This is a genomic window from Alcaligenes sp. SORT26, from assembly GCF_017377875.1.
GTDB lineage: Bacteria > Pseudomonadota > Gammaproteobacteria > Burkholderiales > Burkholderiaceae_B > Alcaligenes > Alcaligenes parafaecalis.
In genome coordinates this window covers 2520330-2537338 of sequence record NZ_CP070975.1, presented here as the reverse complement: position 1 = coordinate 2537338, position 17009 = coordinate 2520330, and the positions used below count along the sequence as shown (strand labels likewise).

The window sequence follows — 17009 nt, the reverse complement described above, 5'->3', positions numbered from 1 at the left end:
GTGCCCGTTCAGAGAGAGGGAAGCAGGCTGAGGCCAGCCATACGTGTGGGTTTCCCTTTAATCAGGCTGTTCCCAAGGTGCCGGGCACTTCCAAAAACGATGGCAGTGGGATGTTCGTTCGCAAGGTCTTGAGCCGTGTGTTGCCTGGCTTGCTCTTGGCTTCGCTGGTAGCAGGTGCCCAGGCCGCTCCCCGCTATGAGTCTTTGACGCTGGCTGGCCCCGGTGCCGTGGTGTCCTATCCCTTGATGCATATGGCGCAGACTCAGGCCTTGAGCCAATACACGGACAAGCTGGAGTTCCGCCTGTGGCAGAACCCCGATCAGTTGCGTGTGCTGCTGGCTAAAAGGGAAGTGGATTACAGTGCTGCGCCCAGTAATTTGTCTGCCTTGATGTTCAACAAGGGGCAGGCCGTCAAGCAACTTAATATCTCGGTCTGGGGGATTTTGTGGCTGGTCAGCCGAGATCCTGCAGTCAAAAGCTTTAGCGATCTGGCCGGTAAAGAGTTGCTGGTGCCATTTCAGCGCGATCTGCCCGCCGTTCTGCTGGATACCTTGCTGGCCAAGCAGGCCGAACCGGCCAAGGAAGCCGTGCGTTTACGCCGTACCCGCGATGCTCAGGATGCGATTGCCTTGATGCTGACCGGGCAGGGCGATCAAGCCTTGCTGGTTGAGCCAACGGCCTCCTTGCTCTTGTGGCAGGCCGAGCAGAAAAAGGTAGATCTGCATCGCGGCCAAAGTCTGGAGCAAGCCTGGGCCGAGGTTTTCCCTTCGCAACAGGCGCTGCCACAAGCGGGTGTCATGGCGAACGTCACCGTTGCCCACGATACCGAGCTGAATCACGCTGTGGAGCGGGCGTATGCCGAGTCTGCCCGTTGGTGTAGCCAGCAGCCGCAAGAATGTGCCCAAATGGTTCACGGCTATCTGCCGCAGTTCCCCGTCCCTGCGATTCAGTCCGCGATTGAAAAGACGCGTCTGGACAGTCGCCCAGCCAGCGAAATTCGCCCTCAACTGGAAGCGCTGTACCAATTGCTGGCGGATCAGCATCCCCAAGCCTTGGGTGGTGGTCTGCCTGCTGCCGGATTCTATGGGCCATGAAAACCAAGCCACATTTGTCGGCCCATAGCTCGCGCGCCTGGGGCTTTGTGGGTGTGTTGCTGATCTTGCTGTGCTGGCAGATCAGCGCCATGTTTCTGGGGCCTTTGTTGATGGCCTCGCCCATGGAAACAGCTCGTGCTATTCCACGCTTGATGACTTCGGGCCACTTCCTGAATGATGCCGGATCCAGTTTGCTGCGTGTGGCAATTGGCGTCAGCGTGGGCTGCTCCATTGGTTTCACGCTAGGTATTTTGGCGGCACACAGCCCGCGCCTGCGTGGTTTGCTGGAACCCCTGCGCTGGCTGCTGATGGCGATTCCGCCTGTGGTGGTTGTTGTGTTGGCCATGCTGTGGTTTGGTCTGGGCTCGGGCATGGTGATTTTCATGACGGTGCTGATGATGGTGCCAGGCATGTACGTCAACACCGTCAAAGGCATGTTGCAGGTGGACCGCGACTTGATCGAGATGAGCCACGTGTACCGCTTTGGCTGGTGGCGTCGTCTGCGTCACCTGTATCTGCCCTCGCTGACGGCTCCCTTGACCGCTGCCTTGTTGATTGCCTGCTGCGGCGGTGTCCGTCTGGTGGTGATGGCCGAAGTGCTGGGTGCGGAAAGTGGTGCAGGTTATGCCCTGGCCAATGCGCGCAGCACCTTTGATAGTGCGGAGCTGTATGCCTGGGTGGTGTTGATTCTGGGCTTGGTGGCTGCGATTGAATTCATCTTGCTGCAACCCTTGCAGCGTCGTCTGGGGCAATGGCGGGAGGACAGCCATGCTTGAGCTCAGCCACGTGCAGGTCCTGTTCGGGCAAAAGCCGGTTTTGCAGGATTTGAGTTTCACCTTGAGAGCAGGTCAGCGTTTGGGCGTTCTGGGCCCCAGCGGTGAAGGCAAAAGCACCTTGCTGCGCTTGGTAGCCGGGCTCATCAAACCCGATAACGGACAGATCTGGAACGAGTTTCGCCACCCCGTGCTGGTGTTTCAACAGCCTCGTTTGCTGCCTTGGCGCAGCGTGCTGGACAACGTGCAGATTCCGCTGCGCGCGCAGGGCCTGCCTGCTGCTCAAGCCAAAGAGCGTGCCATGTATTGGCTGGGACAGGTAGAGCTGGCCGATGTTGCCCAGTCCTGGCCCGGTGAGTTGTCCGGTGGCATGGCGCAGCGGGTGGCACTGGCCCGCGCCTTTGCTTTGCAGCCGGATTTATTGCTGCTGGACGAACCTTTCAGCGCGCTGGACCCGGCCCTGCGTAACAGCCTGGCCCAAGTCTGCCTGCGTTGTCTGGAAGAAACCGGAGCGGCACTGCTTTATGTCAGCCATCAACCACGCGAACTGATGCGGGTGGCCGACTCTTGCCTGTTACTGCAAAAAGGGCAGGGCCAAATGTTTGAGCCTGCCAGCCCTGTCGATGCCGCTGCCCGCGAGCGTCTGGCTGATTCCTTGTATGCCCAACTCTTGTCTCAGGAGGCTTTGACGCCATGACTGCCTATCCCGTGATTTTGCTGTTCCATTTGTTTGCCGCACTGTTTTTCATCGGCACGGTGTTTTTTGAAGTCCTGATGCTGGAAGGCATACGCAAGCACGTGCCACGAGAGGCCATGCGTACTTTGGAGATTGCCATTGGTGACCGTGCCCGGCGCATCATGCCTTGGGTTCTGCTGGTTCTGTACAGCGCCGGGATAGGTTTGGCCTGGCATCACCGCGCTGCGCTGGCCCATCCTTTTGATAACACCCTGGGCCTGTTTCTGACGATCAAGATTCTGTTGGCGCTCAGCGTTTTTGGCCACTTTCTGACGGCCATGACCTTGCGGCGCACCGGACGCATGAAGTCCATCCATTTCAAGCGCATTCACCTAAGCGTGTTCTGTCACATGGTCGGGATCGTGATCCTGGCCAAGACCATGTTTTATCTGCACTGGTAATTTCACTTTCCTATCGAGAATACGATGTCACACGTTCCTGTATTGCGTCGGCTGACGATCAGCCTGGCGCTGGGAGGCCTGTGGTCGGGCGCCGCCTGGGCCGACCCGTCTACCTCCACCTTGTCTCCCATTGTCATCAAGGCGCCTGTCGGGCAAAGCGTGCTGCAGGCTGACCTGCGACAAGAAAAAGCCCGCCTGGACGCTGTGCCCGGTGGCACCAACTTGATTCAGCCGCAGGAAGAAGTGCGGTTGGTGACTTTGCGCGATGCCCTGGACTATCAGCCTGGTCTGATCGTGCAGGATTTCTTTGGCGGGATTGATCAGCCACGGCTCAATATTCGCGGTTCGGGGATTCAAAGTAATCCGGTCAATCGAGGTGTCTTGCTGTTGCAGGATGGCCTGCCTTTGAACGAGGCGGATGGCTCGTTTGTGATCGGTTTTCTGGAGCCCCGCAATAGCTCCCTGATCAGCGTGCGTCGAGGCGCCAATGCCTTGTCAGTAAGCGCCACTACCTTGGGTGGCGAGCTGGATTTCCGTTCCATGAATGGCACGCAAGGCGATACCATCAGCGTGGAAGGCGGCAGCTTTGGGCGTTTGGGCTTGTATGCGGCCAAGGGTTTTCAGACAGACGAGTTTGATGGGCGATTGGCGGTCAGCCATGACAAGGCCGATGGCTATCGTCATCACTCGGATTCCGAGCGCACGAATGTGCAGGGCAATATCGGTTTCAAGCGCGGCCAGTTCGAGAACCGCACCTACCTGTCCTATGTGGATCTGAAGTTTGATATTCCCAATGTGGTCCCGCGTGAGCGTCTTTACAGCGATCCGCGCAGTGTGATGGGGGATTACGGCACGCCGCAGGATATGGCGGCGAATGTCTACAAACGTGATCCGAATCGCAAGGCCACGCAGTTCCGTCTGGCTAACCGCAGCTATTGGGGCACCGAGGATTTCAACCAGACTGTGGGCCTGTACTGGCAGACGGTGGACGATACCTTTACGAATCCGCAGGTGTCTTCGCCCACCAAAGGGCATACCTATGGGGCGCAATGGCAGGTAGCGGGCCGTGAAGGCAGCCTGGATTATCGCTTGGCTCTGGACTGGGCGCGCAGTGATATGGATCGCGAGCTGTATGCGGTTAATCCCGCCAATGGCAGCCGTGCGCTGTTCTTTGGGGACTATCGCTTGCGTGCAGAAAACCGCAATGCGCTCCTGGGCTTGAGCTGGAATGTTGCACCCCAGTGGACAGTGGTGGGGGATGTGAAGTACAGCCAGGCGATCCGCGATGCGCGTAATCGTTTGGGTGGCGATACGTTGAATCAGAAATGGTCGTATGCCAGCCCGAAGCTGGGCGTGGTGTGGAAGCCGTCTGAAGATTTACGCGTGTTTGCCAATGTCAGCCGCAGTCATGAAGCGCCTACGTATTGGGAGATCATCAGCGCGGAAGTGCCGCAGCCCATGAATGTGCGCTCGGCGGTCACAGGGCTGACAGAATTGAGTGTGCAAAAGGCCACGACTTTTGAGTTGGGTGGGGCAGGGCGTTTTGGCAGCGGTGAATCGGCGGTGGATTGGTCCTTGGCCGTGTATCGCAGCAATGTGAAAGATGAGCTCATGGCTGTCAGCGATGCAACTGGTGCGTCGTCGGTGACGTTCAACTATGGTGATCGTACGCGGCACCAGGGGGTGGAAGCGGGGTTGAGCGGTTCTTTGCCTGCTCCGGCGGCGGGGCGCTGGGACTATCGCCTGTCCTACACCTATAGCGATTTCCGCTTCCGTGGCGGCGAGTATGAAGGCAATCGTATTGCCGGGGTGCCCAAGCATTTGCTGGGTGCAGAGCTGATGTATCGCCGTGGTGGCTGGCGTTTTGGGCCGAATGTGCGCTGGCTGGCTTCGGATACGCCGACCAATCACCAGAATGTGGAAGGGACGCATCAAAATGCGTATGCCATTTGGGGCTTCAAGGTCGCTTATCAGCATGACAAGCATTGGAGTGCGTATCTGATGGCGGATAACATTTTTGATAAGACCTACGCCAGCAGCTATGTGATTCGTCGCTCGGCTTCGGAGGCAATGCCTACGTATCTGGCGGGCAATGGCAGGAGTTTCTTTGGTGGCGTGAAATATAACTTCTAAGTCTTTAGGCGCGGCTACTTCGCGCCTGAAGTAGCTTTTTTTGAGTCGATTAGCTTTTGCATTAATCGGCTTTATACATGTCGATAAACAGGGGCTTTCTTGTCATTTCTTGTGCAAAGTCAGCCTGAAGGAGAACGGACGGGGATTTTCAGAATAGTCTGATAGACCCTGTCGGGGCATAACGGTAAGTTGGCTGGTATTGAACCCATCACTCCCCAGGTTTGTCAGCCATGATGAATACTTACTTGTTGACCACGGAAGACTTTGATCCTCGTACCTTGCCTGAGCAGGCTGTGTTGTATGCCCATTTGTTGACACGAGACGCCATGAAGGACGAGCTTGTTTGCAAGCTGATGGCCGCGCCGCGGTTTGTGCGTTCGGACAGGGGCATTCCTTATGCGGTGCTCAAGGATATGCGTACTCATCATTGGACCTTGATTCGCGCCTGGCGCGAGTACTTGGAAATCAAGCGTGAGCGTTTGGCCACCCGCTTGGGTATCAGCGTGGCGGAATACAACGTGATTGAGAAAGGACAGGCGCCCTTAAGCAGGACGATGGTCGCCTTGCTGGCGCAGGGAATGGGTCTGGACGAAACGCAGTTGCAGATGTCCCCGTACCAGCCTGTGCTGAATCCTCTGACCGTAAGTTAGGTCCGGGGAATAAATAACAGGGAAGTGGCGGTGCTGGCAGGATGCGACACCGTGCTGTAACGCAAGTCCGGCCCCATCACGTTTATCGCGCGATGGGGCCGTTTTTTGGGTGCAGGATTTGGCGGCTTTATTCGGCCGAGTCTTCGGTTTGCAGTTTCACGACCTGCTTGGCGCGGGTGTCTACGTGCAGGGAGAAGATATCCGGGCGCGAGTAGTGGCCGTAGACGTCAAAGTCCAGATTGGCCTGTTTGAGCAGGTCCATGTCCAGCTCGGCGTATAGCTCGGTTTCTTCGTCGAATACCGGGCCAGCCAGGACTTCGCCAGTGGGGCTGACGATCATGCTGCCGCCGTGCATGACGTAGCTGTCCGGAGCAAATTCGCCGGGCAGGGCAAATTCGCTTTGGAAGGACTCGGGGTAATTGTTCAGGCGAATAGCCTGGCAAGCCGACAGTACAAATACGCGACCTTCAACAGCGATGTGAATCATGGACGAGGCCCAGGTGGGGCGGTCGTCTGCCGTAGGGGCGCAATAGATTTCGGTGCCTTGGGCGTACATGGTCTGACGCAGGGTCGGCATGTAGTTTTCCCAGCAGATCACGTTGCCGATACGGCCCATGGGAGTATCGACGGTGCCCATGGTAGAGCCATCGCCAAAGCCCCAGACCAGACGTTCCTGGCCGGTGGGCATCAGCTTGCGGTGAATGCCGACCACGCCTTTGCCAGGAGCCAGAGTCAGAGCGGTGCAGTACAGGGTGCGGCCCATTTTTTCGATGACACCCATCACGGTGTACACACCGGTTTGGGTGACGGCATCGGCCAGCGCTTCCAGTTCAGGGCCACCCAGGGTGACGGCACCTTCGACATACATCTGGTACAAGGCACGGCCTTCGGGACGGCGGTTGCCGATCACGCTGCCAAAGCTGATGCCTTTGGGGTAACCGCCCAGAAAGGCTTCGGGAAAGACAGCCAGGGTGGCGCCGTTGGCCGCCACGCGCTGCAAGATGGTGGCGGCTTTTTCTACACTGCTGGCAGAGTCGAAAGGTACGGATGCCGCTTGGATAACAGCAACTTTGCTCATAACTAGGTCTCCTTTGAAGGTCAGCCTGCGGACAAGTCCACGTTTTTGGTTTCAGGCAGGCGGGTATACAGGATCAGGAAGCACACCAGGGATACAGCGGCCAGGTACCAGGCCGGTACATTGGGGTTACCTGTGTACTGGATCAGGGCAGCGGCAATGAAGGGGCCGGGGCCAGCCAACAGTGCCGACGAGACGTTGTGGCCCAATGCCGCGCCGGTGGAACGGATGGAGGCGGGGAACACTTCCACCAGCAACACCACGTTCATGACGGCGGAGATCGCGACCAGAAAGGCCATGATGATCAGGCCCAGCAGGATCAGGGCAGGCTTGCCGGAGTTCATCATCACGAAAATCGGGTAGGCCATGACGGTCAGGCCCGCTGCGGCGAACAGGGCCAGTTTGCGGCGACCGTAGTGGTCCGAGAAGCGGCCAACCAGCGGGTGCAAAATGCAATACACCACCAGCGAGGCACTGCACAGCCACAGGGCGGAGGTCTTGCTCATGCCCAGGATGGAGACCAGGTGGTTATTGGCGTAGGTGATGAAGTAATACAGCGACACCAGGAACAGGGCGGAAAAGGCGAAGGACAGCACAAAGGCGTTGAGCTTGTCCTTGGACGAGACGCGCTCCAGGGTGTTGTTGGCCTTCTTTTCTTGCAGCTCGTGGTAGACCGGGGTGTCGTTCAGTTTGCGGCGGATAAAGACCGCAATGAAGGTCATCACGATGGACAAGACGAACGGCACACGCCAGCCCCAGCTATAGACCTGGGCTTCGGTCAAGGTGGCGTTAATGGCCGCGGCGGTGGCGGTGCCCAGCAGGAAGGCGATACCGGCGGTGAAAGTCACCACGCTGGCTGCGCTTGCGCGACGATTTGCAGGGGCGCTTTCTACCAGGAAAATACCGGCAGCCGACCATTCGCCACCCACCATCATGCCTTGCAAGAAGCGCAGCACAACCAGCAGGATGGGAGCGGTAATGCCGATGGTGTCATAGCCCGGCAGCAGGCCGATCAGGGTGGTGAAGACACCCATCCCGAAAACGGTAATCATCAGCACGGTCTTGCGACCAAAGCGGTCACCAATCGGGCCCAGAATCAGGGCGCCGAAGGGGCGCGATACGAAACCGACCGCAAATACGGCCAGGGACGACAGCAGGGAAACGCCAGTGGCGTCGGATGGAAAGTAGATACTGCCGATAATGGCTGCAAAGTAGCCATAAATCGCGAAGTCAAACCATTCCATAAAGTTGCCAATACCAACGGCAACAACTTGTTTTCTACTCAGGCCCGGCTGGCCTGGGGGTGCCGAGTTGGCACGTGAAGGGGCGACGGTAGCAGTGCCCATAGATATCTCCTCGAGCAGGGCAGGTGAATACCTGACCCTTATTGTGGTTGTGGCTGATTTTTAGTCTAATCAAGCCAAATAATTATTCAAACTAATTAGAAAAATGGCTTCCATTAATATCGCTAATATCAGGCGGGTGGATCTGAATCTGCTGCTGGTGTTCCAGTGCTTGATGAATGAACGCAGCGTGACCAAGGCTGCCAATGCCTTGTTTCTGACCCAGGGTGCGGTCAGCGCGTCCTTGCGCAAGTTGCGGGTGGCGTTCAATGACGAGCTGTTTACGCGTGGCTCGCACGGGATGACGCCTACACATCGGGCGCTGGAGATTGCTCCACAGATCTCTGAAGCCTTGAAAAGCATTTCGGCACTGGTTACTTCCGAGCAGGAGTTCGATCCCAGCCGCTCCAGCCGCGTTTTTCGCATCGCCTTGTCCGACGATCTGGAAAATATGCTGGCCAAACGCATGATTCGCATGGCGGATGAGCAGGGGTGGGCGATCAGCTTTTCCTTCTACCAAACCAATAGCTATCTGTGGCCGCAAAGCATGGTGGAACATGGCGCGGACCTGGCGATCTGTTCCAGCCCAAAATTTCTGAGCACCATGCACAAGTCGCAAGTGCTGTTTCCAGCATCGTATATCTGTGTATATGACAAACAGTCCACGCAGTTCTCTACGCCCATCAGCAAGCAGGAGTATCTGCATGCTCATCATGGCCGGGTATCTTTTGACGGCCTGCGCGGCTTTGTGGATGAACTCTTCGATGCCGAGCGGCTGCAGCGTAAGGTGAAGGCTTCTTTCACCCATTTTTCCGGGGCCATCAATGCGATTATTGACAGCCCCTTGGTGCTGACCATGCCGGACTACGCAGCCCGTTCTTTTGCAGAGTGCAATAGCCGCCTGGCCGTCTCGCCTGTCCCGCTGCGCGTGCCGTCTTTTGTGGTGTCCATGATCTGGGATATCAACAAGGAGAACGATGAAGAAAGCCGGTGGTTGCGCCGTTTTGTGCTGGAGCTGACCGAGCCGGTGAGCGAGTAAAGCGCGTGCAATGCATTCTGGCGGCTTACTATTGGCCCTGTTCTGTTTTCTTTTCGACTATCCGCCATGCGAATTTTATTGATTGAAGACGAGCCCGATCTGGCCTTGTGGCTGACGCGCAGCTTGCAAAAAAAAGGGTTTGCGGTCGAGTGGTCCAACGACGGGATGGTGGCCTACCACCGCCTGCAGATCGAGGAGTTTGATGCTCTGGTTCTGGACCTGGGCCTGCCGGGTATGGATGGACGTGCCTTGCTGGCGCGACTGCGCTCGGAGGATAACCGGACTCCAGTGCTGATTCTGACGGCTCGTGATTCTCTTCAGGAAAGGGTGGAAGCTCTGGAGTGCGGGGCAGATGATTTTTTGCCCAAACCGTTTCGTATTGAAGAGCTGGTGGCCCGCGTCAATGCCCTGATTCGCCGTAGCCGTGGCAAGGACAAGCCCCGCATGGCGTGTGGCAGCCTGGTCTATGACCTGTCCACACTGCGCTTTACCCTGGATGGGGCGCTGCTGTCTGTGTCGCCGCGCGAGGCCGAGGTGCTGCGTATCCTGGTTCAGCGTAGCGGAGAACCGGTCAACAAGCAGTTCATTCTGGATCGGCTCAATGACAAGGATGAAGACGAAATCAATATCGAGGCTATCGAAGTACTGGTGCATCGTCTGCGCAAAAAACTGCAGTCTTCGGATGTTCACATTGTCACCTTGCGCGGCGTAGGTTATTGCCTGGAGCCGGTGACGGATGATGAGCCCTAGCGCCGTACTCTTTCTTCTGGAGCAAACATGGCCTTGAGCAGTCTGCGCCGTACCTTGCTGTCCATGCTGATTCCGGCAGCCTTGCTGACCTCAAGCGTGTCCCTGTTCATTTCCAGCATGACGCTGAAAGACCAGGTGAATGCCGCATTTGATCGGGCCTTGGCGGGGGCTCTGAAATCCATGTCGTCCAATGTGCTGACCATCAGTGGTGGTCTGGCCATGGAGCAGTCCTACTACATGATGGAGTTCATGGAGTACACCATCAGCAGCCAGGTGTATTTCCGGGTGGCCACAGAAGATGGTTTGTCGGAAATTGGCTTTACCGGCATGCCCTTGCCAACGCGACGCCTGGTCAGCAATCAGCCTGTTTTTTATGACGCGGAGTATTTGGGAGAGCCCTTGCGTATTGCGGCTGTAGCGCTGGAATCGGACGGGCGCTTGCAAACGTATCAGAATAGCCGTGTGCTGATTCAGGCCGGTGAAAACCTGAGTGAACGTCATCAATTCATACGCAAAGTCATTATTCAGAACCTGATTCAGGACGTTGCCGTGCTGAGCCTTTTTATTATTCTGATTCTGGCTGGCACCTTGCTGGCTTTGCGTCCTTTGCGCAAGCTCAGTGCCGAGGTGCGGCACCGTTCCCCCGATAATCTGGAACCTATTAGCGATGCCAGCCTGCCCCGAGAGGTACGGCCTCTGGTACAGACCATCAATTTGCATATGGATCGCTATGCGCGCAAATCACGCGAGCAACAGCAGTTTCTGGATGATGCCTCCCATCAGTTGAAAACCCCTTTGGCCGTCTTGCTGACCCAAGTGGATTTTGCCTTGACCCTGGCCAAGACCGATGAAATGAAAGAGGTACTGGAAGCGATCCAGTTGCGCTTGAGTAATACGGCCCAGATGACTCACCAGATGGTGGCTTTGTCGCGTGTGCGGGATGCGGCCGAGCAGTTGCGTACCCGTGCCGCGTTGGGAACGGTTGATCTTTGCCAGCAGGCCGGGCAGGTGGTGGATGAACTCTGGAGCCTGGCGCGATCACGTCGTCAGGACTTGGGGCTGGAGGCTCCTTCCCATGCGGTGTGGGTCGCGGGGGAGGCGTGGCTGTTGCAGCAGGCCTTGAGCAATATGGTCAGCAACGCCATCAAGTATTGCCCTCGCGGGGCGCGCATTACCGTGACCGTGAAGGAGGAGGGCACAGTGCGCAGCATACAGGTCGAAGACGATGGCCCTGGCATGAGCGCCGATGATATGGCCAAGGCGGGTCATCGCTTCAGACGGGGGGAGGCCGGGAAAGCCTTGCAAGGCTCAGGCCTGGGGCTGGCGATTGTGCAGGCTATTGCCCAGATTCATGGCGCCCGGATGAGCTTGCAAACCGGGCCGGAGCAGCGTGGTTTGATCGTGCGTCTGGAGTTCGATTCGTCTGATCGCTGATTGTATTGTTCAGGGAATACCCTTGAAAACAGTGTTTTTTGGCAGAACTGAAAGGTAGGCGAAAGCTTCGCTCCGGTAAGGTCGCAACCATTACAACGACTACGATTTCCCCGGAGGCGAATCAATGACTATCCATCTGAAACTACGGGTGCTACTGGCCAGCAGTGTTCTGGGTTTGAGCAGCTTGAGTGGTGTGCAGGCCCAACAACCTTCCAAACCTGAATGTATCGCCCCTGCGCAGCCGGGCGGCGGGTTCGACTTGACCTGTCGGGTGGCCGTGAATGGTTTTCTGGAAACCAAATTGCTGGAAAATCCCATGCGCACCGTTTATATGCCGGGTGGTGTGGGTGCCGTGGCGTACAACCACATCGTGGCGCAGCGTCCCGGTGACAGCAATGCCATTGCGGCTTTCTCCGGTGGCTCCTTGCTGAATCTGGCACAGGGCAAGTTTGGCAAATACTCGGTAGAGGACGTGCGTTGGCTGGCATCGATTGGCAGTGATTACGGTGTGGCCATTGTCCGTGCGGACTCGCCCTACCAGGATCTGAAATCCTTGATGGAAGCCTTCAAAGCTGACCCGACCAAGATTGTCTTGGGGGCGGGTGGTTCTGTGGGTGGGCAGGACTGGATGAAGGCGGCCCTGACCGCGCGTGCGGCAGATGTGGATTTCCGCAAAATGCGCTTTGTTGCGTTTGAAGGTGGTGGCGAGGCCATGACAGCATTACGTGGCGGCCATATTCAGGCCTATATGGGTGATGCGGCTGAAGCTCACACCATGCTGGAGGGCGGTGCGCCCATTCGTGTCCTGGCTGTCTTCAATGACAAACGGCTGGATGGTGCGCTGGCTGCCATCCCTACAGCCAAAGAGCAGGGCTTTGACATCGAGTGGCCGATTATCCGCGGCTTTTACGTGGGCCCCAAAGTCTCTGATGAGCAGTATCAGTGGTGGGTTCAGGCGTTCGAGAATCTGATGAAGACCCCCGAGTTTGCGCGCATGCAAACCCAGCAGGGCCTGTTCCCTTTCAATATGAGCGGCCCGGAACTGGACACTTACGTCAAACAGCAAGTGGTCCAGTATCGCGAGTTGGCTGACTCGTTTGGCCTGATCAAGAAGTAAGTCTTTACGGTGCTCCCGGCCCGGTTTGCGCCGGGAGTGCCGCCTGTCTGCCCCGTCGTTCATGGCGGGCGAATCCGGAGATTCCAATCATGACGCTGAATGATCGCGTACTCGGCGTGGGCGCGCTGGTGTTTGCTGCCCTGATCACCGCTTTTGGCTACGACCTAGAGCCCCCCTTTTCCTATGAGCCCGTTGGGCCCAAAGCCTTCCCCTTATTGCTGGCATTGATCATCGCTTTGTGCGGACTGCGCCTGATTCTAAAAGGGGGCGGGCAAGTGGCTGCCAATCCAGGCGGAGCCAATGGCCGCATTCTGATGATGGTGGCGTACCTGGCGGCGTATGCCTGGTTGTTCCAGTGGCTGGGTTTCATCATCGCCACCACAGTGATGGCTACCTTGGTGGGCCGTCTGTTTGGCGGTAGTTGGAAGCAGGCGCTTGTCGGGGGGCTGGCGATGGGTGTCGGGCTGTTCCTTTTGTTTGATCTGGGCCTGGATGTGGTTCTTCCATACGGCATTCTGGGAGAGTGGCTATGAGCTCTATTCTTGACTATTTAAGCGTTGGTTTTGGCGTCGCCTTTTCTGTCCAGAACTTGCTGGTTGCAGCGGTCGGTGCCTTTATTGGCACCATTGTGGGTGTGTTGCCGGGGCTGGGGCCTATTAATGGCGTGGCCATGCTGGTGCCGATTGCCTTTGCCATGAAGTTGCCGCCGGAGTCCGCCCTGATTCTGCTGGCTGCAGTTTATGTGGGCGCGGAGTATGGCGGTCGTATCACGTCTATTCTGATCAATGTGCCGGGTGAAGCGGCCGCAGTCATGACTACCCTGGACGGCTATCCCTTGGCGCGTAAAGGTCTGGCCAGTGTGGCCTTGTCCTTGTCTGCTTTTTCATCGTTCATTGGTTCGACGATTGCCATTTGCGGCATTGTGTTGCTGGCTCCCCTGCTGGCGGGCTGGGCGGTGGCCTTTGGCCCAGCCGAATATTTTGTACTGATGGTGTTTGCCTTCTGCGCGCTGACCAGCTTGCTGGGCGATGAGCCCGTCAAAGGTATTCTGGCCGCCATGCTGGGCTTGTTTATCTCTACGGTCGGGGTGGACGCCAACTCGGGGGTATACCGTTACAGCTTCGACATTCCGAACCTGGCGGACGGCATTGATTTTGTGGTCGTCGTGATCGGCTTGTTTGCTGTGGCCGAGATGTTGCAGATGCTGGAAAACCTGTTGGGCGGCGTGTCGATTGAAGTGCCTAAGAGCAAGCGCAAGCTCTTTAACCTGAAAGAGTTGGCCTTTACCTGGTGGAGTACCGTGCGTGGCGGCCTAATGGGCTTTTTTATCGGTATCTTGCCCGGAGCCGGGGCCAGCGTGGCTTCTGCTGTGGCTTATGCCAACGAGAAAAAATACATCGAAGGTAAAGACCCCAATGCCATGTTTGGTCAGGGGGACATGCGTGGCCTGGCAGCGCCAGAGGCTGCCAATAACAGTGCCGCAACCGGCTCCTTTATCCCCATGCTGACCTTGGGTGTGCCTGGATCGGGAACGACAGCGGTCATGATGGGTGCCCTGACCCTGTACAACATCACGCCGGGCCCTGCGCTGTTTGAGTCCCAGCCACAGATTGTGTGGGGCTTGATAGCCTCCTTGATGGTGGCCAACGTCATGTTGTTCTTGATGAACGTGCCCATGGTGCGGGTGTTTGCGTCCATGCTGGCTATTCCTCCCCGTTTATTGGTGCCGGGCATCCTGGCCATCAGCTATATCGGCGTTTACGCTATCAATGGCACGACGTTTGATTTGCTGCTGGTTGTGGGCATCGGTGTGCTGGGCTATTTCCTGCGCAAGATGAATGTGCCTATGGCGCCGATGGTGCTGGGGGTGGTGCTGGGGAATATGATGGAGCAGAATCTGCGTCGAGCTTTGTCCATTACAGATGGTGAGATCGGCATCTTGTTCCAGAGCCCCGTCTCAATCTCCTTGTGGGTAGCGGCCGTTTTGGTTAGTGTAGGTCCGATTCTGTTGCGTCGATTTGTGGGACGTAAAGTCGAACAGGACAAGGCATAAATAAGAATGCCCCGCTTTATTGGCGGGGCTTTTATCGGGAGAAAGCGCCAGGCTGCTGCCTGGCCTTGTTGTTTTTGCTATGGCTAACTGGTTTCGGATTGCTTTGGGTTTTGGGGTAGCCTTGGCCGGCGCATGGGTGGCCAGTTGGCTGAACATGCCTTTGCCCTGGATGCTGGGCGCGTTGATATTGACGGCAGCGACAAAAATGGCCGGCAGCCCGGGTGCCTGCATGCCGCTGGCACGTAATGCGGGGCAATGGGTTATTGGGGCGTCTCTGGGACTGTATTTCACCCCTGCCATGGTGCACCTGATTGGCAGCAATGCCGTGTTTATTGTGATGGGCATGGTGTTTGCGCTGGTCTTGTGCTGTATCGGCACTTTCATGCTGACCCGCTTTGCCGGTACTGACTTGCGTACGGCCTGGTTTGCCAGCGCGGTCGGTGGTGCTAGCGAAATGACAGGGCTGGCCGAACGCTACGGCGCACGCCCGGATCTTGTCGCCTCTGCCCATGGCTTGCGGGTGCTGATGGTGGTGGTCATTATTCCCTTCGCCTTCGAGGCTTTGGGCTTTTCAGGAGAGCAGGCTGGAGCTGTGGTCAGGCCCGATTTTTTGCACCTGCCCGGTCTGGCTCTGTTGGTGTTCTTGAGTAGTGCCGCGGGGTTTGTCTTCCAGGTGTTGCGCCTGCCCAATCCCTGGGTGTTAGGGCCTTTGCTGGTGGTGGCTATCCTGACCTATAACGACATTATTTTGTCGGGCTTGCCGGTAGAAATTTCCAACTTGGGGCAGTTGTGTATTGGCTGGGCGTTGGGAGACAAGTTCGGCCCTGATTTTTTCCGTCGGGCACCTCGTTATCTAGGCGTCGCCGCCGTCAGCAACTTGATTAATCTGGCCCTGGCATTTGGTTTTGCTTACGGCTTGTATCGGCTGTCTGATATTGCTTACCCCACGCTGGTACTCGGTGTCAGCCCCGGTGGTATTGCAGAGATGGCCATTACCGCCAAGGTCTTGCAGTTAGGCGCACCCATGGTGACCTCCTTTCAGGTGGCGCGCATGGTGTGTGTACTGGTGCTGACCGGACCTTTGTACACACGTATTGCCCGTTGGCTGGAGGGGCGTTGACCAAGGTCGCACCTTCGCCTGCAAGCGTGCCAGCAAAAGCCCGGCGCAAGGCCGGGCGTCTGGTTTGATGCCGCAGGGAGGCGACGTTTAGCGACCTGGTTTGGTAGCAGGCGTGATTTTGCCGTGCTCACCTATTTCGGTCAGGCGCTCGCCCATCAGGGTTGCTTTCAGCATCTTGCCTGCCTGAGCCAGCTTGCCTTCGCGCACGCTCCAGTACTCGGCACTGTCTATCTGTACGCAGATCAATGCAACATCCGGATCGGTGATGCCTTCTTCATACCAGGCCTCGACCAGCGTGTTCCAGAAGCGCTCCTTTTGATTCATGGAGTCCACGACGCTGGCCATGCCCGAGACCGAGACATAGGTGTCAGTTCTGGGCTCGGCGTAGCTGATGTTTACATGTGGATTGGCCACCAGATTGTGGACCACCTTGCTGGACCTGGCCATGAAGAACCAGAGCTTGTCGTGCTCATGGACCTCATGCTCCGAGCCCATCTTGGCTTGTTGCGTGGTCATGGGCCAGGCATGAAGCTGGCCCCCTTCCGCGTGGGTGACGAACATCGCAAAGCGAATGTCCTTGATCATCTCTTGCAGTTGTTCAAAGGAAGATTCAATCGTTTCGTTCATGGTATCTCCTTGGAAAAGTGAGAGGGATGAAGGCGCTTATTTGATCACTCCGCAAGCAAAACGCCCGGCACCGCCGCCTAATGGCGCGGGGTGGTCGGAGTGATTGTCACCGCCTTCGTGGATCATCAGGGAGTGGCCCTTGATCTGATCCAGAGACTTCAGGCGTGGGGCCAGGACGGGCGTGCTGGCTGTGCCGTCAGCCTGAACATACAAGGCGGGCAGGTCGCCCAAGTGGCCATTGCCCCAGGGGAAACCGTGCTTGCCGGTTTTTTCAGGGTCCAGGTGGCCGCCTGCTGCTCCGGCTGGGGTGACTTTGCCGTCTTTTTCGCTGGGGGCGCAGCTTGGGTTTTCATGCACATGGAAACCATGCACACCGGGTTTAAGGTTCTTCAAGTCTGGCGTGAAAACCAGACCGTGCTCTGTCTGACGGACGCTAACCTGGCCGATTTGCTCGCCAGCACCGTTTTCGGTGGCCATATTCATGGGGATGATCACGTCCGCCAGCGAGGGGGCGGATAAAGCAAAAGTAGCGCCTACGGTGGCCAGGGCCATTGCGCATCGTGCTTTGAGGGTGGAAAAACGCATAAGGCTGATTCCTTTGCTGGGTAAACAGGGAGTTAGACCAGCCTAGCATTGCCGACGCGCCATGCAGTTAAGAGACGTT

At 57.2% G+C, this 17009-nt stretch carries 17 protein-coding genes; 13 read left to right on the top strand and 4 right to left on the bottom strand.

Features of this window, described 5'->3' with window-relative positions:
* The first annotated feature begins 110 nt into the window (after positions 1-110).
* The 6 genes from JYG33_RS11665 (at position 111) to JYG33_RS11640 (ending at position 5787) form a co-directional block, all read left to right on the top strand.
* Positions 111-1094, top strand: coding sequence for an MqnA/MqnD/SBP family protein (locus JYG33_RS11665; RefSeq protein ID WP_243430159.1), 984 nt, complete (start codon positions 111-113; stop codon positions 1092-1094).
* Entirely contained in the window at positions 1091-1870 is a 780-nt protein-coding gene (locus JYG33_RS11660; protein WP_207872407.1) for an ABC transporter permease, read from the top strand. Before JYG33_RS11665 ends, JYG33_RS11660 begins: the two co-directional genes overlap by 4 nt.
* Positions 1863-2564 carry an ABC transporter ATP-binding protein gene (locus tag JYG33_RS11655; RefSeq protein WP_207872406.1) on the top strand — a complete coding sequence of 234 codons (702 nt, stop codon included), beginning with the start codon at positions 1863-1865 and terminating at the stop codon, positions 2562-2564. Before JYG33_RS11660 ends, JYG33_RS11655 begins: the two co-directional genes overlap by 8 nt.
* The gene (locus tag JYG33_RS11650; RefSeq protein WP_035270184.1) at positions 2561-3004 is read left to right on the top strand and encodes a membrane protein; all 444 of its coding nucleotides are present in this window, start codon (positions 2561-2563) and stop codon (positions 3002-3004) included. The genes JYG33_RS11655 and JYG33_RS11650 overlap by 4 nt, the downstream gene beginning before the upstream one ends.
* Positions 3005-3028: 24 nt before the next feature.
* Positions 3029-5137 carry a TonB-dependent receptor gene (locus JYG33_RS11645; protein ID WP_207872405.1) on the top strand — a complete coding sequence of 703 codons (2109 nt, stop codon included), beginning with the start codon at positions 3029-3031 and terminating at the stop codon, positions 5135-5137.
* 230 nt (positions 5138-5367) lie between these two features.
* Positions 5368-5787, top strand: coding sequence for a helix-turn-helix transcriptional regulator (locus JYG33_RS11640; RefSeq protein ID WP_207872404.1), 420 nt, complete (start codon positions 5368-5370; stop codon positions 5785-5787).
* A gap of 127 nt (positions 5788-5914) precedes the next feature.
* Here the strand turns inward: JYG33_RS11640 and JYG33_RS11635 are convergent, their stop codons facing one another.
* Together JYG33_RS11635 and JYG33_RS11630 are read right to left on the bottom strand one after the other, a co-directional pair.
* Entirely contained in the window at positions 5915-6865 is a 951-nt protein-coding gene (locus JYG33_RS11635) for a carbon-nitrogen hydrolase family protein (protein ID WP_207872403.1), read from the bottom strand.
* Positions 6866-6885: 20 nt separating this feature from the next.
* The gene (locus tag JYG33_RS11630) at positions 6886-8208 is read right to left on the bottom strand and encodes an MFS transporter (protein WP_207872402.1); all 1323 of its coding nucleotides are present in this window, start codon (positions 8206-8208) and stop codon (positions 6886-6888) included.
* A 103-nt stretch (positions 8209-8311) separates the two neighbouring features.
* On the opposite strand from JYG33_RS11630, the gene JYG33_RS11625 reads away from it, so the two are divergent.
* From JYG33_RS11625 to JYG33_RS11595, 7 genes are all read left to right on the top strand, one after another.
* On the top strand, positions 8312-9244 hold the full coding sequence (locus tag JYG33_RS11625; protein ID WP_207872401.1) for a LysR family transcriptional regulator: 933 nt from the start codon (positions 8312-8314) through the stop codon (positions 9242-9244).
* Positions 9245-9310: 66 nt separating this feature from the next.
* Positions 9311-9994 (top strand): response regulator, encoded by a 684-nt coding sequence (locus JYG33_RS11620; protein ID WP_207872400.1) that lies wholly within the window; start codon positions 9311-9313, stop codon positions 9992-9994.
* 27 nt (positions 9995-10021) lie between these two features.
* Positions 10022-11428, top strand: a complete 1407-nt coding sequence (locus JYG33_RS11615) for a sensor histidine kinase (RefSeq protein ID WP_207872399.1) — start codon at positions 10022-10024, stop codon at positions 11426-11428.
* A 124-nt stretch (positions 11429-11552) separates the two neighbouring features.
* Positions 11553-12545, top strand: coding sequence for a tripartite tricarboxylate transporter substrate binding protein (locus tag JYG33_RS11610; protein WP_207872398.1), 993 nt, complete (start codon positions 11553-11555; stop codon positions 12543-12545).
* A gap of 95 nt (positions 12546-12640) precedes the next feature.
* Complete coding sequence (locus JYG33_RS11605) at positions 12641-13078, top strand: tripartite tricarboxylate transporter TctB family protein (RefSeq protein WP_347708951.1); 438 nt, start codon at positions 12641-12643, stop codon at positions 13076-13078.
* Positions 13075-14598 (top strand): tripartite tricarboxylate transporter permease, encoded by a 1524-nt coding sequence (locus JYG33_RS11600; protein ID WP_207872396.1) that lies wholly within the window; start codon positions 13075-13077, stop codon positions 14596-14598. The genes JYG33_RS11605 and JYG33_RS11600 overlap by 4 nt, the downstream gene beginning before the upstream one ends.
* Positions 14599-14677: 79 nt before the next feature.
* A complete protein-coding gene (locus JYG33_RS11595) occupies positions 14678-15718 on the top strand; it encodes an AbrB family transcriptional regulator (RefSeq protein WP_207872395.1) in 1041 nt (346 codons plus the stop codon).
* 87 nt (positions 15719-15805) lie between these two features.
* Here the strand turns inward: JYG33_RS11595 and JYG33_RS11590 are convergent, their stop codons facing one another.
* On the bottom strand, positions 15806-16345 hold the full coding sequence (locus JYG33_RS11590; RefSeq protein WP_207872394.1) for a pyridoxamine 5'-phosphate oxidase family protein: 540 nt from the start codon (positions 16343-16345) through the stop codon (positions 15806-15808).
* A 36-nt stretch (positions 16346-16381) separates the two neighbouring features.
* Complete coding sequence (sodC, locus tag JYG33_RS11585) at positions 16382-16930, bottom strand: superoxide dismutase family protein (protein ID WP_153231220.1); 549 nt, start codon at positions 16928-16930, stop codon at positions 16382-16384.
* Positions 16931-17009: the final 79 nt, after the last annotated feature.

Bases quoted from the DNA above. Each gene is read 5' to 3' on its own strand.
- JYG33_RS11665 (WP_243430159.1), top strand. From the start codon at position 111: ATGTTCGTTCGCAAGGTCTTGAGCCGTGTGTTGCCTGGCTTGCTCTTG.
- JYG33_RS11660 (WP_207872407.1), top strand. From the start codon at position 1,091: ATGAAAACCAAGCCACATTTGTCGGCCCATAGCTCGCGCGCCTGGGGC.
- JYG33_RS11655 (WP_207872406.1), top strand. From the start codon at position 1,863: ATGCTTGAGCTCAGCCACGTGCAGGTCCTGTTCGGGCAAAAGCCGGTT.
- JYG33_RS11650 (WP_035270184.1), top strand. From the start codon at position 2,561: ATGACTGCCTATCCCGTGATTTTGCTGTTCCATTTGTTTGCCGCACTG.
- JYG33_RS11645 (WP_207872405.1), top strand. From the start codon at position 3,029: ATGTCACACGTTCCTGTATTGCGTCGGCTGACGATCAGCCTGGCGCTG.
- JYG33_RS11640 (WP_207872404.1), top strand. From the start codon at position 5,368: ATGATGAATACTTACTTGTTGACCACGGAAGACTTTGATCCTCGTACC.
- JYG33_RS11635 (WP_207872403.1), bottom strand. From the start codon at position 6,865: ATGAGCAAAGTTGCTGTTATCCAAGCGGCATCCGTACCTTTCGACTCT.
- JYG33_RS11630 (WP_207872402.1), bottom strand. From the start codon at position 8,208: ATGGGCACTGCTACCGTCGCCCCTTCACGTGCCAACTCGGCACCCCCA.
- JYG33_RS11625 (WP_207872401.1), top strand. From the start codon at position 8,312: ATGGCTTCCATTAATATCGCTAATATCAGGCGGGTGGATCTGAATCTG.
- JYG33_RS11620 (WP_207872400.1), top strand. From the start codon at position 9,311: ATGCGAATTTTATTGATTGAAGACGAGCCCGATCTGGCCTTGTGGCTG.
- JYG33_RS11615 (WP_207872399.1), top strand. From the start codon at position 10,022: ATGGCCTTGAGCAGTCTGCGCCGTACCTTGCTGTCCATGCTGATTCCG.
- JYG33_RS11610 (WP_207872398.1), top strand. From the start codon at position 11,553: ATGACTATCCATCTGAAACTACGGGTGCTACTGGCCAGCAGTGTTCTG.
- JYG33_RS11600 (WP_207872396.1), top strand. From the start codon at position 13,075: ATGAGCTCTATTCTTGACTATTTAAGCGTTGGTTTTGGCGTCGCCTTT.
- JYG33_RS11595 (WP_207872395.1), top strand. From the start codon at position 14,678: ATGGCTAACTGGTTTCGGATTGCTTTGGGTTTTGGGGTAGCCTTGGCC.
- JYG33_RS11590 (WP_207872394.1), bottom strand. From the start codon at position 16,345: ATGAACGAAACGATTGAATCTTCCTTTGAACAACTGCAAGAGATGATC.
- sodC (WP_153231220.1), bottom strand. From the start codon at position 16,930: ATGCGTTTTTCCACCCTCAAAGCACGATGCGCAATGGCCCTGGCCACC.